12 protein-coding genes are annotated in these 16,787 nt (G+C 44.3%); 2 read left to right on the top strand and 10 right to left on the bottom strand.

Going from position 1 to position 16,787, the window contains the following annotated elements:
- Nucleotides 1–28: 28 nt before the first annotated feature.
- The gene (locus ACDJ59_RS10800; RefSeq protein WP_413408838.1) at nucleotides 29–1,645 is read right to left on the bottom strand and encodes a helix-turn-helix domain-containing protein; all 1,617 of its coding nucleotides are present in this window, start codon (nucleotides 1,643–1,645) and stop codon (nucleotides 29–31) included.
- A gap of 187 nt (nucleotides 1,646–1,832) precedes the next feature.
- Here ACDJ59_RS10800 and ACDJ59_RS10805 point away from each other — a divergent pair, with 187 nt between their 5' ends.
- On the top strand, nucleotides 1,833–2,108 hold the full coding sequence (locus ACDJ59_RS10805; RefSeq protein WP_413408839.1) for a hypothetical protein: 276 nt from the start codon (nucleotides 1,833–1,835) through the stop codon (nucleotides 2,106–2,108).
- A 191-nt stretch (nucleotides 2,109–2,299) separates the two neighbouring features.
- On the opposite strand, the gene ACDJ59_RS10810 is transcribed toward ACDJ59_RS10805, so the two are convergent.
- From ACDJ59_RS10810 to ACDJ59_RS10850, 9 genes are all read right to left on the bottom strand, one after another.
- Nucleotides 2,300–4,960 carry an ABC transporter permease gene (locus tag ACDJ59_RS10810; protein ID WP_413408840.1) on the bottom strand — a complete coding sequence of 887 codons (2,661 nt, stop codon included), beginning with the start codon at nucleotides 4,958–4,960 and terminating at the stop codon, nucleotides 2,300–2,302.
- Nucleotides 4,957–5,643 carry an ABC transporter ATP-binding protein gene (locus tag ACDJ59_RS10815; protein ID WP_413408841.1) on the bottom strand — a complete coding sequence of 229 codons (687 nt, stop codon included), beginning with the start codon at nucleotides 5,641–5,643 and terminating at the stop codon, nucleotides 4,957–4,959. The genes ACDJ59_RS10810 and ACDJ59_RS10815 overlap by 4 nt, the downstream gene beginning before the upstream one ends.
- Before the next feature lie 105 nt (nucleotides 5,644–5,748).
- The gene (locus ACDJ59_RS10820) at nucleotides 5,749–7,026 is read right to left on the bottom strand and encodes an ATP-binding protein (protein WP_413408842.1); all 1,278 of its coding nucleotides are present in this window, start codon (nucleotides 7,024–7,026) and stop codon (nucleotides 5,749–5,751) included.
- Nucleotides 6,999–7,694, bottom strand: a complete 696-nt coding sequence (locus ACDJ59_RS10825; RefSeq protein WP_413408843.1) for a response regulator transcription factor — start codon at nucleotides 7,692–7,694, stop codon at nucleotides 6,999–7,001. The genes ACDJ59_RS10820 and ACDJ59_RS10825 overlap by 28 nt, the downstream gene beginning before the upstream one ends.
- A 240-nt stretch (nucleotides 7,695–7,934) precedes the next feature.
- A complete protein-coding gene (cydC, locus tag ACDJ59_RS10830; protein ID WP_413408844.1) occupies nucleotides 7,935–9,662 on the bottom strand; it encodes a thiol reductant ABC exporter subunit CydC in 1,728 nt (575 codons plus the stop codon).
- The gene (gene cydD, locus ACDJ59_RS10835) at nucleotides 9,659–11,482 is read right to left on the bottom strand and encodes a thiol reductant ABC exporter subunit CydD (protein WP_413408845.1); all 1,824 of its coding nucleotides are present in this window, start codon (nucleotides 11,480–11,482) and stop codon (nucleotides 9,659–9,661) included. The genes cydC and cydD overlap by 4 nt, the downstream gene beginning before the upstream one ends.
- Before the next feature lie 14 nt (nucleotides 11,483–11,496).
- On the bottom strand, nucleotides 11,497–12,510 hold the full coding sequence (locus tag ACDJ59_RS10840) for a cytochrome d ubiquinol oxidase subunit II (protein WP_179086461.1): 1,014 nt from the start codon (nucleotides 12,508–12,510) through the stop codon (nucleotides 11,497–11,499).
- Nucleotides 12,510–13,874, bottom strand: a complete 1,365-nt coding sequence (locus tag ACDJ59_RS10845; RefSeq protein WP_413408847.1) for a cytochrome ubiquinol oxidase subunit I — start codon at nucleotides 13,872–13,874, stop codon at nucleotides 12,510–12,512. Before ACDJ59_RS10845 ends, ACDJ59_RS10840 begins: the two co-directional genes overlap by 1 nt.
- 328 nt (nucleotides 13,875–14,202) lie before the next feature.
- Nucleotides 14,203–15,594 carry an MFS transporter gene (locus ACDJ59_RS10850; RefSeq protein WP_413408848.1) on the bottom strand — a complete coding sequence of 464 codons (1,392 nt, stop codon included), beginning with the start codon at nucleotides 15,592–15,594 and terminating at the stop codon, nucleotides 14,203–14,205.
- A 109-nt stretch (nucleotides 15,595–15,703) separates the two neighbouring features.
- Between ACDJ59_RS10850 and ACDJ59_RS10855 the strand changes: the two genes are divergently transcribed.
- On the top strand, nucleotides 15,704–16,579 hold the full coding sequence (locus ACDJ59_RS10855) for a LysR family transcriptional regulator (protein WP_413408849.1): 876 nt from the start codon (nucleotides 15,704–15,706) through the stop codon (nucleotides 16,577–16,579).
- The last annotated feature ends 208 nt before the right edge of the window (nucleotides 16,580–16,787 follow it).

The following is a 16,787-nucleotide window of genomic DNA, read 5'->3' on the forward strand; positions in this document are numbered from 1 at the left end:
ATGCTGCACCTCTATTCACCGATTACATTCATCCCTGCTGTAATTCTCGATATTCCTCCGGAGTGACACCTACCGATTTTTTGAAAATTTTACTGAAATACGTGTAATTATGGTAGCCCACCTTTTCTGCGATTTCATACACTCTCATTCCTCTGCTCAATAGATACGCCTTGGCATGTTCAATTCGAACTCGGGTCAAGTACGTAATAAAGTTCTCTCCTCGTTCCTGTTTGAACACACGGCTGAGATATGACGGATTCACACTGATTTGGCTAGCGATACTTTGCAGTGAGATATCTTCCGCATAATACTTGTCGATCAATTCAGTGGCGAGATCGGTGTAAGTGCTTTCCTGTTTGATTTGGGAATCGGTTTGGAAGTAATACGCAATATGAGCAAGCATATCTTGGTGGATATCCTCCCAATACTCCCCCTTTAGAACGATTTCATAGGGTGATTTCTCTGTTAAAGAAGGCGCACCTCTTTCCGTAGCTCGGGATAGATGGGAATGTATCGTTTCCATTACCATGATATATTGCTTGCGAATGCTATTCTCATCTGCTCGCAGCTGTTCCAGATTGGATCGGATTCCTTCAAGGAACTCTTCCGCCTTTTGGTTGTCTTTGCTTACCCACAACTTCAACAAATCTCGTTCTTGTTGCGGGCTTAAAGCCCCCTTAACTTCATGTCGATCTGGGGATTGAACCATATCATCGTAATACAACACCTGATTGCTTCCTGTGAAGAAACCCTGTTGTAGAGCCGTTTCTGCCTCTTGGCAGGCCTTCCTGATGTGAAGGAAACCGGAAGTCATTCTACTTACCCCAGCCGTGAGCGATAGATTCATAAAATCCTTGATCGAAGATAGCAATTTATTACATAGTTTATTCAAGTCGGCGTGTACAGATTGGCTCTCAGGAAGTACATTGACGATCACCCAATATTCTGAGGAACTTTCAACAAAAATCTCTTTCTCCCACTTCGATGGAATGATCTCTTCCATAATATTAAGAATCGAAAATCGGAGCAGCTTTTCCCCCTTCTCAATATATTTCCGCTTTGCATCCTCGTAATAGTTCACGATGAACTTCATGACAACCAACTGGTCCGAACGTATACGAAAATGCAGTTCTTCCGCTTTGGTGACGATATCTTCCTCACTAATGAATCCGCTTACAATATCTTGAAAGAAACTATCCTTTAGATATCTTAGGCTCTTGGAATAGTCCTGTGTTATAGAGGGTGTGTTGGTTGGGTGAACATGTTCACTTTGCAGTTTCTGTCCAACAGTGCTCAGGAGGTCAATAAGGGAGGATTCGGTGATCTCACTTTTAATCAAGTAATCTGAAGCGCCAAGTTTTAGCGCCTCTTTCACATAATGAAATTCGTCAAAATTACTCAGGATGACATACTTACAGGTTTTCAGTACGCAGGAAGCCTCTTGTATAAGCTGTAGCCCATCCATAATCGGCATCTTAATATCTGTAATAATTAGATCAGGCATCACTTCAAGCGCAAGGCTTAATGCCTCTTTTCCATTTGCCGCCTCACCAACAACATAGAAATTATACTCTGCCCAATTCAGCATGGAACGAATTCCAACTCGCATGAGCAATTCATCATCTACGATCATCAGTTTATACATGCGTATCCCCCAACATGAACCATTTTTAGATATTTTACCATTAAACGAACTGTTGCAAAGATGTCTAGCGAACCTTATTGAATTACGGGTATCATAAATAACACTTTTACAGAACGTATGTTCCTGTTATAATATGATTATCGTATTTGGTGTAGCATAACATGCCCGTCTGGAAAGGATACATATCATGAATTTATACAAGTTTGAATTAACGGTGAATGGATATCTATTACGTGTTCATTTCAGTGCATCTGAAGAAAGTGGATTGAAATGGTGCAAACGAGTTGCTTCTGAATTCCAGAATAACGTTGCCAATCTGGAGATCAAGGTTGATATACATAAAAAGCAGAAACAAAAGCATGCACGGGAATATCACGGAAAGCCATATTTGTATGATAGGACACTAAGGAAAAAGCCGCTTGCGAAGAAAAATAAGGTGTCTGAATCATCTGCTGTTATGTAAAGATGTTTACAAGACGTAAGAAAAGACAAAGAACACATTCAATCGTTGTTTGATTTTCATGTTGAGTATAATTATGAGACGTTCTTCTGATGTACCGCATAAGAACCAAGCTTCTTAAAAACAAAAAAAGTCGCACTCTATTTATGCGACTTTTTTTAAGGGATATTCTATTTTATAGTTCTCCAGTTTCTCTAGGTTTCCTTTCTCAGTGCCTCTACAATACTCGTTTGGTTTAATCGATACATCGGCCAAACTGTAGCAACGAGTGTTGTTGTTATGGCACCTGCACAAGCAAGAACAATACTAGACCATGGAATGGCCCAACCTACGTCGAAAGCACCTTTGAAGAGATGATGAATGCCATAGCTCAGTACTGTTCCGAGTATACTACCGTATACCGCAGCGTATAGGCCGTATAAAACACCTTCTAATAGGATCATTTTCCCAACATTACGCTGTGCCATGCCGATCGCTTTGAGTACCGCAAATTCTTTGGAACGTAGAATGAGATTGGTGCTGACGGTGTTCAGTATATTCAGAAAGGCAATCAGGACAATGACACCAATAAATCCATATAAAAAGATCTTGGCGGTTGTCGCGTCGTTTTTAGCTTGAGCAAGTTGTTCCACCTTATCTGTGTAGCTGTAACCTGCATCTTTTTGAGGCAAGGATTTGAGATAGTCCGTGATTGGTTTGTTGGAAATATCGGATTTGGCAAGAATAAAGATTCTGGAGTACGTATCGTTTCCCGTAACCTTCTCTACGACTTCAGGCGTCGTTATGAATTCAAGCACTGCACTCTCATTGTAGTTGCTCGACAATAAGCCTTGATCAACAATTCCAGTTACCGTCATTGTTGTGTAACCACGACCCTTCTCGTCCGAGTCCAAGCTGCGTACTTTGATGTGATCCCCAACCTTGAATTGGGTTTGATCCATAACGATCTGTCTGCCATCCTCTGTTGTCATTCTTAATTTCTGATTGACGATAACACCATTTTCCCGGTTCATCTTCTCTTTGTCGATCTTACCAGCCGTTAGTTTGGATTTCAGAGCATCGAGTCCGTTATCTCCGTAAGATTCGAGGTAATTGTTATCTGTGCGATACCCCTCTCCTTCTTCAACAGAATACATTCCTGGACGGAGTTCATAGTACTTGGGATTCACTTTTTCTTTCGGAAAGGTAGCCATCACTTGATTAATGTAATACGGATAAGCATGTTCTACTGCATCAAGCTTAACAATGTCAGAATATACGGAATCATCGATCCGTTTGGAAGGTCCTTCATAGATAACCGAGTAGGAATAATCGATACCTGATTGCGATGTCTGCCCCAGCAAACCAGCTAGTCCGCTAAAAACAATAAATAGAATCATGCTGACCACTATGGAAAAGGCAGTGATGCGGAAACGCTTTTTGTTCCGCCTGATGTTTCGACTGGCAAACTGTCCTTCAATACCCAACAGTTTTCCCAGCAGTTTTGATTTTCGAACAGATGTGATGTCCTCCACCTTGGTGCTTCCCGAGCTATGAATCGCCTCAAGTGGGGATACCTTCGCTGCCAGTCTCGCTGGTCCGATTGCCGACAGATAAACAGTCAATAATCCCAGTACCCCGGCGATGATCAAAATTGGCAGGGAGATGACCATTTGCATATCATTCAGAAATCCCAACGCCAAAAAGCTGATGTTGTAAAACAGAAGTTTCATAAAAACAGTTCCTGTCAATAATCCAATAGGAATGGCAATCAGACTGAGTATTGTCGCCTCTTTGAGAACTAATTTACGTATTTGTGATGGGGTAGCCCCAATGCACCGCAGCATTCCGAATTGGGAGGTCCGCTCCAGAACAGAAATATGAAACGTATTATATATCACTGCACTCGTACAACCCATAATAATAATGATGATTGCTGCGAATGCATATAACAAACTATGATTTACACCTTCATAGGTGCTTTTGCCATACAGCTTAAGCAGTTCATTATTATATTCGACTCGAATATTTTTATATTGAATATCCTTATCCAACGCTATGGCAGAGCCTTGATCCACTTGCTCTAGCTTCAACGAAGAAATCATCGCTTCCGTCTTCGCCTTAATATGATTCATCGATTTCATTTTGACATAAATAAAATAATTTTTATCCGCATCGATTTTTTCATTATCTTCATACGTGATGGCTGGTAAAATGAAGCTGGCAGACCACGAAGCGTTAGTACCTGTCTTCATAAACCCTACAACGGTGAATTCTCTCTCTTTTTGTGGGTGAAAGTCTTCATCCAGATCCCAGCCAAAATCACCCAAGCCATTGATCGGTTTGATCTCCCCGGTTGATGCGACAGTTCGCTCTCCCAGACTCAGAGTAATCGAATCTCCAAGCTTTGGTTTGGTCGCAAAACGATCCAGGCTCCAGGTCGAAAGAAGAACCTCATGCGAATTTTTGGGCAGCCTGCCCGAATCCAGCTGAACCTGGAGCATGTTCATCGCATCGGCATCATAGCCTTTGAGATTCAAATACCGATAAGGTGCAGCAAACGGGTTTTCCTTCTTTTCTTTCTCACTCGTTTTGCTGATGACCGAATAACCTTCTCTGCTGATAATTCCAGCACTCTCTACGGATGTGTTATTGACGACTCTTGAGACTGCTTCTCCTGGTAATCCGTTAAAAGAAACATGGTAATCCCCGTACTCTTGAACGGTTTGTCGAACCACCTTGTCTCTGAAGCTAAGGCCAATGGTTCCGATGGCTGTAAGTAGTGTCACGGACAAAATAATACCAACAATCGTGAGTATTGATCTTTTTTTCTGCCCTAGCAAATATTTTTGGGTAAGACTGGTATACCTATTCACGATTCTTTCACCCCTGTTTGCTGCAAGAGTGTGCCGTCTTTTATATTTACAACACGGTCCGCTCGCTGGGCCACATTCAAATCATGTGTGATCATAATCAAGGTTTGATTGTACTTTCTGACGGAGTAGGTAAGCAGATCTACGATTTCTTTACTGTTCTTGCTGTCCAGATTGCCCGTTGGTTCGTCAGCCAAAATAATCGATGGTTTATTGATCAATGCACGTCCAATTGCAGTTCGCTGCTGTTGCCCGCCTGATAATTGGGACGGAAGGTGCTGCCTTCGATCGCTGAGTCCCAGCACGCTCAATAATTCCTCAAGATAACCCTCGTCCACATGTTTATTCTCAAGCAGCATCGGCAATTTAATGTTCTCTTCCGCAGTTAACACCGGGATCAGATTGTATGATTGGAAAATAAAACCGATTTTGCGTCTTCTGAACACAGCCAGTTCATTTTCACTTTGAGAATACAGGTCCATACCGTCAATAATGACGTGGCCACTTGTCGGTTGATCCACTCCCCCGAGCAGATGCAGCAATGAGCTTTTGCCAGATCCGCTGGCGCCCACGATCGCAACGAATTCTCCTTGATTGACGGACAGATTAACATCTCTCAATGCTTCCACCCTAGCCTCAGCACTTCCGTATATTTTACATAAATGATCGGTCTTCAAAATTTCCACCTTGTTGTACCTCCAGTTGTATGATTAACATTGCTTGATTGTTATTATAGGTGTGGAAGCTTACGTTGAAGTGAAGAAGAAGCTTACATTATCGTAAGCTTCTTCTTAAGTCCTCTCTTTTTTGAAAAATGAAATTCTGAATGTTGTCCCTTCTTGAAGCACACTCTCCACCGTAATGATCCCTTGTTGTTCCTCAATGATCGATTTGGTCAAAGCCAGACCAATCCCTATACTGTTGGGCTTGTTATGGTTCTTTCCTTTATAGAATCGCTTGAAGATGTGAGGCATATCATCGGGATGAATACCTTCGCCGTTGTCCTGAATAATGATTGTATCAAACAGTGCGTTCTCCTCCAAATGGATTCGAACCTCCCCCTCTGGTGGGGTGTGTTCCAGTGCATTTTTTATCAAATTCATGACAGCTTCCTTAAGCCATTCTTCATCTGCCTGCACAAACGCATTCTCACTTCCGAGGATGGACATGTTTGGCCGCTTCTGATCTGCTACCGTCCGGAGTGAATAGACAACGCTCTCCAACATCTCCCTTAGCTCGATCCTTTCTTTTCGAAATCCAATTGCGCCTGCTTCGACTCGTGCCAGCTTGAGCAGGCTGATGATGAGCCATTCCATTCGATCAAGCTGCTGCCGACTTCGTTCCAAAAACGTCATTCTCATTTCTTCTTTCATCCCGGGATCATTCAGCAGATTTTCATTGAACACAATCAGAGAAGCCAGGGGTGTTTTCAGCTGGTGGGAAATGTCGGATAACAGATTGCGCAGAAAGGTTTTTTCCTGCCGGAGTAGCTCCAAGCTGTTGGTTAATCTTCCAGCCATTGCATTAAAGCTCCGGCCGAGCGCACCGAAGTCTCCATCCTCCGTCTCAGGCAGTTTTTTATCGAATTGCTGTTCCACAACCTGCTCCGCCGCATGGGAAATGGTTCTGATTTTTACGAAAAATGTACGATACTCCCACAGAAGCAATACCATGAGTGGAATCAGGAACAACAATACTTGAGTCGCTGTTTTTAAGGGTAATGCTCGTCCTGAAAGAGCCGGCTGCTCTTCTATAGGCATGTCCTCCTGATAACCGTATTGTGCAAGGATACGTTGCCCCTTAGCGATTTCATCGGTCTGGGCTCCTTGGGTAACAAAGTGAATCACCTCACTCTCCAACTGGGGATTTTTCATCAACAGATGTCCGATTAGGGCGCTATTTTGATTCACGATAGTTGTATTGATGCTATCAACTTGATGCTGCATGTATAAAAACATCATTAACGACAAAAGAACTTGCAGAGCAAGCACTTTAATGGCGATGGATTTCCACTCTGGATTTCGCATGACTTCAAACATGTTCATCTCCCTATAACTTCCACGTTCCATTTATATCCGATCCCCCGAACGGTTACGATATATTGTGGTGCTGCAGGAATATCTTCGACTTTCTCTCTTAATCTGCGGATATGGACAGAGAGCGTATTATCATCAATGAAGTCACCCGAGAGATCCCAGAGATGATTCAGAATTGAACTTCTGCTGCATATCTGCTTCGGATGAGAGATCAACATCAATAGTAGTCGGTATTCAAGCGCCGTCAGTGTAACTTCACTATTGTATTTGAGTACAGTTCCCTCTAAAATACGCACCTGGATGTTATCGGATATCCATAAGCTTACTTCTTGTTTTCCCTTGTTGTTACGTCGTAATACGGCTTTAATTCGTGAAATAAGTTCTTTGGTTCGAACAGGCTTGGTTACATAGTCGTCTGCTCCGAGATCAAGCCCTGCGACTACGTTTGCTTCCTCATCCAAAGCCGTCAAAAAGATAATGGGCACTTGCGACGTTACCCGAATCTCACTGCATAGTTGATATCCCGATCCATCAGGCAAAGTGACATCCAACAAAATCAGATCGATCGACTTTGCCTGCAGTGCCTGTCTAGCTTCTTCCAAGTTCCCCGCCACAACGACCTCATATCCTTCATTGGACAATGTATATTGAATACCAAACACCAGATTATCATCATCTTCTACGAGTAATAAGCGATTCATCGTACACCTCAGCTCATGCTAGTTTAAATTTGTATTTATTTCATGTTGATTATAGAGTTCCTGCGTCATTATACATCATTTGAGTTCATACAAGTGAATGTTTGCTCACTTTACGATGTTCTCGATGGATCAACAAAAAGACTAAAGAACAACTTACTGATGAGAACAGATAACATCAGTAATGTTCTATAGCCTGCTATTAAATACTACCGACACCTTGAATAGGACTGATATTCGTTTTTACGCCCCAGCGTCTCCAATCATTTGTCGTTCAATTTGTTTCATTTCATAAAAATAACCTTTTTGCTCCATCAGCTCGGAGAAGGAACCCGATTCCACAATCTTGCCTTGGTCCATGACCACAATCCGATCCATTTCTTCCAATCCCGTCAGCCGATGGCAGATCAGGAGAAGTGTATCTTCGGCAGCTTGTGCAAAAAGATGCTGGAGCACACGTTGTTCTGTGACGTAATCCAGCGAAGAAGTTGGCTCGTCCAGAAGCCATAACCGTCCTTTGCGTAGCATGGCCCGTGCGAGAGCCAGCCGCTGCTTCTCACCATCCGACAGGTTCTCCCCTTTTTCATAAACCAAATCACTCAACAACTTATTCGACAGTTGGACTTTATCCAGCACAGCCGACAGTTGTTCATCTGAATGTTCTTCTCCATTCAGCAACAGGTTGTCCCGGATGGTTCCCCGGAAGAAATGACTTTGCTGCAACACAACATTCGCGTTTTGCCAAATGCTCTCTTCATTTAATTCCTGCACCGGAACATCGTTTAACCGGATATTGCCAGACGTTGGTGTACGTAGCTTGAGTAACAGATCGATAATCGTTGACTTACCTGACCCGCTCGGCCCGACAATCGCTGTTTTGGAGCCTGCTGCAAGTTGCAGGGAGAGCTCCCTCAGCGCCGGTCTCCATTCCCCTTCATATTGGAAGTTAACACCGGATAGTTCAATCGAAACCGACTGATCGGCTGACACTTCACCGCTTGGCTGTACAGGTTGCACATCGGAGGTTGGCACCGTTTCCGCCAGTCGCTGAGCGGCGTGTTCACTGTCCAGTTTATATAGAGGCAATATAGCCATTGCGGCAGCTTCTTCGAACACGGTCTGCGTGGCCAGGATCAACATGGCGAGAAATACACCGGCAAACGCTCCATTCACAATTAAGAAGGCGCTCAGTGCTAGCACACCCCATGTAACAAGATACGTCACAAAAACGTGCATGGATTGCCCGCGCAACAGGTGCGAAGCGGCTTGTTTCTGTTCCGTTGCCAATGCAGCGGAAGCCTGCTGAAGCTGTTGCTCACGCTGTTCCAATTGGCCGTACACTTTCAAATCCCTGAAACCATACAACACTTCGGTTACTTCCGTGGACAGCAAGGCCCGTTGCTGGCGGACACGTCCGTGTATTTTTCGCTGACCTAACAAGACAATACCTGGTACAACAAATGCCGTAATCAGCATACCTAGTACTAACAAACACGCAATCCAGATCGAAAAGGCCGAAGTGAACAGCATGGTAGCCAAAAACACCATAACGACCATGATGGGTGGATACGCGACCCGCAAAAAGTAATTTTGCAAGCTTTCCACATCACCCACGATCCGCGCAAGCAGATCCCCGCTTCGGTTTTTGTTCAATATACCTGGCGTTACCGGGATCAGTTTGGCAAAAAAGGACGTCCGCAAACGGCTCAGCATGGAGAATGTTGCCCTGTGCGAATACAAGCGTTCCCCGTAGCGACTTGCCGCTCGAAGGAAACCAAGTAGTTTGACCATGGAGGTGAGTACAATTAAGGTGTACAGCGGTGGCGCAAATACCGTTTGCGATATCATATACCCACTCGCGGAAAAGAGAGCTACCCCTGCTATGCCGGCGATAAATCCGCCCAATATCGAAAGCAAGATATCCTTGAGCTCCTGAATCATCGCTTTTGACAGAATCGTCAGCTCATTCATGCTAACCCTCCTTTCCGTTGTACATCAACCATCTCCGCATATTGAGGCAGGCGCGCCAGAAGCGCTTCATGATGTCCTGAATCCACTAATACCCCACTATCCATAAACAAAATGTTGTCCGCATGTTGAATTGTATATAAACGGTGTGCCACCGTAATCATCGTTGCCGTTTTGGCTAATGCCGCAATAGATTGTTGCAATACCCGCTCGGTGTGTAGATCCAGTCCTACGGTGGGTTCGTCGAACAAAATGACGGATGGTCTCTTCAGAAAAGCACGTGCTAAGGCAAGTCGCTGCTTTTCCCCACCAGACAGCCCCCGGCCACCTTCACCAACAAATGTGTCCAGTCCCTGCTCCAATTGAGCGACAACGCCAGCAAGTCCTGCTTCCTCTGCCGCCTGCTCAATTTTAGCTCTGGAGACGTTCCGACCCGCGCCAATCGCTATATTTTCGGCAAATGTACCTGCAAAAATATACGGATGCTGTGTAATATAGCTAACACGTTCAAACCATGCAGCCTCATCATGTTGCGAAAGCTGGCTTCCGTTAACCAGAACCGCTCCCGAATCTGGTTTCAGTAAACCGGCAATGAGATGAAGCAACGTGGTTTTACCTGAGCCGCTTTTGCCTACAATAGCAATCTGTTCTCCCGGTCCAATCGAGATCTGTCCTGTCTCAAGTCCAAAGGAATCAGGTGTGTACTGGAATCGGACATCGTTCAGTTCAATGGTTGGTGGCATTGGAATCAACTCGGCACGAGCTGTACGAAGCTCTTCCGTCTTTGCAATTGCATCGACATCGGTTAATTCGCTTTGATCCGGTCCTTCTTCAGGCTTCGTTTGTGTGCTCTTGACACTAGTGTCCGCGAGCATCTGTTCCACCTTGCGAATGGCCCCCATACTGGTTCGCCCGCTGTGAAAAGCCGTTCCTGTATTCTTCAACAGACTGTAAAACTCAGGGACGAGTAACAACACGAGAAAGGCTGTGTGGAAGCTCATCGATTTGAACACGAGTAACTGGATAGCCAGTTCAAGCGCGACGATACCAATGCTTAACATCACAATGGATTCCAGCATAAACGTATTAGTAAATGCAATCTTCAAAATGCCCATGGTGGCATCACGATACCCCAGACTGCTGCGTTCAATTTCCTGTTGCTGACGTTTAGCCCGTCCGAATATTTTTAACGTAACCAGCCCTTGAAGCGAATCCAGGAATGTACCGGAAAACTCGGCAAGTTGCGCGTATTTCTCTTCTGATTTGTTCTTTGTCTGGAGCCCAACCAGGATCATGAACAGCGGGATAAACGGTGCCGTAAACAGCATAATCCAGCCTGTGTTGGCGTGCTGCGTAAACGTAACAACCAGAATCAGAATCGGGATCATCGCAGCTTCCATCATTCGAGGCATATATTGACTGAAATAACTGTCAGCCTCATCCACAGCATCCAAAGCAACGCTGACCTTTCCTCCCGTCTGCCCACGAAGGGTTGAAGGCATGGAAGCGCGGGTCAGATTTTGCAACACAGATGCTCGCATATTCGTCTTGGCACGGGCTGCCATATGCAAGCCCACTTTCCCATTACCATACGACAATAGTGAGCGTACAGCCATAACAACCAGTAATAGGCCAAGCAACAGGATCACTGATGAAAAGGAAGCTTTCTCTACAAAGATTCGCTGGACTGCTTCAGCCACCAAGGTGGCCTGGCTTATAATAGCTACACCAAGGGCCAGCGAAATGATCGCAAGGAGAAGTCTGTTTTTTCGTTGTAAAGACATTTGTTGCGAGATCAGATTGGATTTGGCTCTCCTCTTCATTGAACGCTCCTCCTTTATTTTTTCCCTTTCACATAATCCGCATCAAACAGGAACAGTTTGAAGACCAGAATAAGAGAAGGAATTAACAGGCACAGACCACCGATAAACACAACGACGAGTGCAAAGCCCATTGCAGGTGATGTGGCGCTACTCTGAATGGTGATGTATGGATCGAGAATGTAAGGATATTGCCCAATCCCGTAAGCGAAAAAGGCTGTGAGAAATTGCAGCATGATGCATATAAAAGCTAAACCATAACGGCGTCCGTTATATAACAGCCACATGGCAATCATGAAAAACGCAACGGAAAGCGCCAGCAGCCACCATAAATCCATCATATTTTGAAAATGACGCTCATTGTGTTGACCCAAATATATAAATGCAGTCAGCGCGAGAATAATGGTCGGTGTGCTCCAGAACAAAGCATAGTTCCGCATCAGCTTCAATGCCGAATGGTCCTCTGCGCGAGAAGCGTAAAATGTGAGAAATGACCCACTAATGAACAATACGGACACGATCGCCAGTCCAACGATGCTCCACGATAATGGATTCGTAAATAGCGCCCAGTAATCCAGGGAAACGGTATCTCCCTGCTTCAAAATAAAGCCACCTTCAGACAGGGTCAGTGCCACTGATAATGACGCTGGAATAAGCAACCCTGTAGCTCCATATAAGAACAAATACACGATACTTTTTTTGGAACCATAATTTTCGAAAGCATAGAACGACCCACGAATGGCAAGTAGAATGACGGCAATACTTCCTGGAACAAGCAGCGCGGAGCCATAATAATAGGCCGTGTCCGGGAAAAATCCGACGATACCAATATAGAAAAAGACAAAAAATACATTGGTGATCTCCCAGACAGGTGATAGATAACGGGAGATCAGACGATTAATCAGATGATCCTGCTTTGTCAGGCGTGCATAAAAGGCAAAGAAACCTGCTCCAAAATCAATGGAAGCTACAATAAGATAGCCGTACAAGAACAGCCAGAGTACCGAAATACCAATTAATTCATAACTCATCAGACCTGATCCCCTTTCTTGGCTGATTGATCATGCTTCTCCTTCAACCATTTCTCCATCTCGAGTTCAGCAGGATTGTTATTGAACAACCGTCTCAGTACGACGACACACATAACGCCTAGCAGGATGTAGAGAAGCAAGAAGACAAAAAATAAAATTCTCACACTCGGTGAAGAAGTAGCAGCCTCTTCTACCCGCATATAACCTCGGATGATCCATGGCTGCCGCCCGATCTCTGCATAGAACCAACCCATCTCAACGGCTAGAAAAGCAAGCGGTGCACTCAGTGCAACCATACGAAGCATCCACTTGTTAAACTGATTACGTTTCTTCCAGAATACAAACAGGAAGTACAGACTTGATATAGCAAGCAGAGCGAATCCAATACCAGCCATTAGATCAAACAAATAATGCACAAGTAAGGGCGGGTGTTCATCTGGTGGAAATTCGTTCAGCCCGGTTACCTCGGCGTTAAAGTCTCCAAAGGCAAGGAAACTGAGCAGTTTCGGCAAATGAAGAGCGCCTATAATTTCATGTTCTGCATTCAGCCATCCCAAAAAAATCAAATCCGCGCCGCTTTCCGTCTCGAAATGCCACTCGGCAGCTGCGAGCTTCTCCGGCTGATGCTCAGCCAAAAACTTGGCAGACACATCTCCAGCTAAGGAATTTAATAAACTGAATACCAGCACAACGGCCATCATGAGATTCAAGCCTTTTTTGTGGTAGGCTGACACTCCTTTTCTCAGCATCGCAAAGGCTGCTATTCCTGCTAACAGGGCAGCTCCTGTCAGATAAGCCGAGCTTAATACATGGAACACTTTGGAGAACGTCGCCGTATTCAGCATCGCTTGCACGGGGTTCACTGCCATGAATTGACCTGCTTCCATAACAAAACCTTCAGGCTGGTTCATGAATCCGTTCACTGTTGTAATAAAAACAGCAGACATGCCTGCCCCGGCGACAATTGGGATAGTTAGCAACCAGTGGATATACGGATTTTTGAACCGATCCCACGTATACAAGTAAATTCCCAGGAAGATGGCTTCAAAAAAGAATGCGAATACTTCCATAAATAGTGGCAGTGCAATGACATTCCCGGCCAGCTTCATAAAATTCGGCCATACCAAGGCCAACTGCAGTGAGATCGCTGTGCCTGTCACAACACCAACAGCCACAGATATGACGAACCCTCGTGACCACCTCTTTGCCATAAGTATGTAATGGTGATCCTTCTTCCGAATGCCGATGAACTCTGCAATAGCAATCATCAAAGGTACGCCGACACCAAGCGTTGCAAAAATCACGTGAAATCCCAGCGTCAAACCAGTCACTAACCTGCTCCATAACACCGTATCAATAGCCATTCTTTGTGTTGCCTCCTTTCAAACTCTGTTCAATTTAGAAACATTCAATATCAGCTTTGGCCAAGCTCAATGCAGAGTTGCGAAAAAATTCACAAAGTTAGGTATGACGATATCTTGCCACACCTTGATGCACTTAAAGTACTAACCAAGCCTATTAATCAAAATTATTATATCTTTATTTTTACCTAATTCAATCAAAGACACCTCTTCTACCCTAAACGTTCAAGAAAGGATCAACTCTTTCTGACAACTTGGTGAAAATCAAAAAATACACCCAATGGAGCTATTGATTCATTGGGTGTAAACGTGTTATTGCACGGAAAATTCTCTATTTTACTTTCTCCGGACTCACCGCACCTGCCTCGCGACGTACGCTCATGATGATCAGTGATGCAGCTAATACCGTAAGGATGATTCCAAGCTTCTGAAATCCTGTCACATTGAATGTATCCCCCATAACAATTCCAATCAATAACGACGATAAAATGGTCCCCAGGTAGCGTGATGTATTAAAAATACCCGATGCCACTCCGATCATTTCTTTCGGTGTGCTTTTAAACAGTGCTGCTTGCATGCCGACCGCGTTTAGGCCATTACTTATTCCAAATAAAGCTAAAGCAACAATGATTATGAAGATTGGAGAAGTTTCATTCATAACAACGATCAATATAGAGCCAAATGTCATTAAAGAAGCGGATACGATCAGAGCTGGCCGTGATCCTGATCCGTCAATCCAGCGCCCTGCGATCGGAGCAATAATGACTGAACATAACCCCAAAGCTAGCATACTCATTCCTGTATGAACTTCGTTGAGATGTCGTACCTGCTTCAAATACGTAGGAACTCCAAAAAAAAGTGCGTAAAACAGGATGTTCACCAGCATGTATTGCACATTCACCCAAGTCATCTCCGGATATGAGGAAAATGTTCGCAGAGGGATAAAAGGCGTGGCTGCTTTTAATTCATGTCGGATGAACATGACGAGTGCGATTAACCCGATCCCCCCTGTCAGCAGATGCCATGTTGAAATATCTCCTGTGGAATTTACTGAAAGTAAACCGATGAGCAGAGTCACCAAAGCTACCGTAAACATCAGGATACCTGGTGCGTCAATTAACGCAAGCCATTGCCGAATGGACATGTGACCAGAGATAGACGGAGATTGCTCGTCCTTCGGAATTGTTTTCCAGGCGAACCAAAAACTCGCCAAGACAAACGGAATATTAACGAAGAATATGCTGTGCCAGTCCCACCAATGAATCAATACTCCACCAATAAAAGGTCCAATTGCAGCCGCTCCAGAAAGGAATATAGCCAAGGTGGACAAGGCGGAGGCTTGTTTTTCAGTCACGTTAATTCTGACAATCGCCATTCCGACGGCCACCATCATGCTTGTGCCAATTGATTGAACGATCCGGAATACGATGAGCCACGAAAAACTGGGAGACCACGGAGCTAACATGGACGATACAAAAACAATAACAAGACCCATGAGGAATATCTTCCTGCGGCCAAACAAATCACTACACTTGCCCATGACGGGTTGAGCGACAGCACTGGCAATGTAAAATGATAAAATAATCCACGAAACGGCTGTAAAATTAAGTTGATACACTTGTTGTAGCCTGGAGATTGCCACCGAAATCATGGAGGAATTCAACGGATTCAACATAATTCCGAATCCAACAGCTAACATCAATCCTTTATTTCGAACGTTCATTGGTGCACCTCTCTCTCTTCTGCTGTTATCTTACTTGAACCTATTCATTTATTCCAACGCATTATATGTTATGATTTGATGAACTAGAAGGAATGAAGGAATGGTGTAAATGGAACTTCTTCAACTAAAATATTTCCTGACAGTGGCCCGATGCGAACATGTTACGGAAGCTGCGGGAAAGCTGCATGTCACGCAATCCTCCCTGAGCAAAACGATACAACGATTAGAGGACGACTTGGGAGTCCCTTTATTTGATCGAATCGGGAGAAAGCTGCGACTAAACGACTTTGGAAGAACATTTCTTCAGCGAACTGAAAAAGCCTTATTTGAATTGGAACAAGGAAAGCGGGAAATCGCTGACCTCTCCAACCCGGATCAGGGTACACTGCAATTGGCGGTGACTACGGCGAGCACATTGCCAGGTATACTGCGGGAATTCCGGAAAAACAAGCCGGATATTCAGTTCCATGTGCAAATGGTTTCGTTAGAAAACATGTCCAGACTTCTACATCGGGGCGAGGTGGACTTTTGTCTCTCCTCCCCTCCGATTCAAGGTGACGATATCGAATGTCAGATACTATATGACGATCCGATTGTAGTCGCTGTTCCTATGGGTCATCGATATGCAGACCGAAGCAGCATTCAATTAACCGAGCTTAAGGACGAGCGGTTTGTTGGGGTGAAGCAAGGGTATGGGGTTCGTGATATGGTAGATTCCGTATGTCAATCCGCTGGTTTCCTACCGAAGTATGTATATGAAGGTGATGAGCCTGCAAGATTAACAGCCCTTGTTGAAGCGGAGATTGGTCTAGCATTTATACCTAGCACAGCCAGAAACCCGCATGAGCGCATTAGATATCTTCAGGTAGAGGAACACCAGCTCGTTCGGGAAATCGCTCTACTTTCGCACAAAAACAGATATATTTCCAAAGCCGCTTTAGAGTTTCGCAGCGTGGTTATGGACTATTTCAGTGCTATGCCATGAGCATAAATTCAATCCAAAGGAGATGTCATTTTGATATTAAAAGCAGAAAAAATTTGATCATATTTCAGAAGAACGGCTAGTCATCCGACCATTACAGAAAGACGACTATGAAAATAGGGTTTATACACGAAAATAATGAATGGACCGATCACTTGGTGTATTACAAAAATTCTAATTAAACGGTTCATACAACTTACTCTAAAACAAG

The sequence above is a fragment of the Paenibacillus amylolyticus genome, assembly GCF_047302515.1.
Taxonomy (GTDB): Bacteria; Bacillota; Bacilli; order Paenibacillales; family Paenibacillaceae; genus Paenibacillus; species Paenibacillus amylolyticus_G.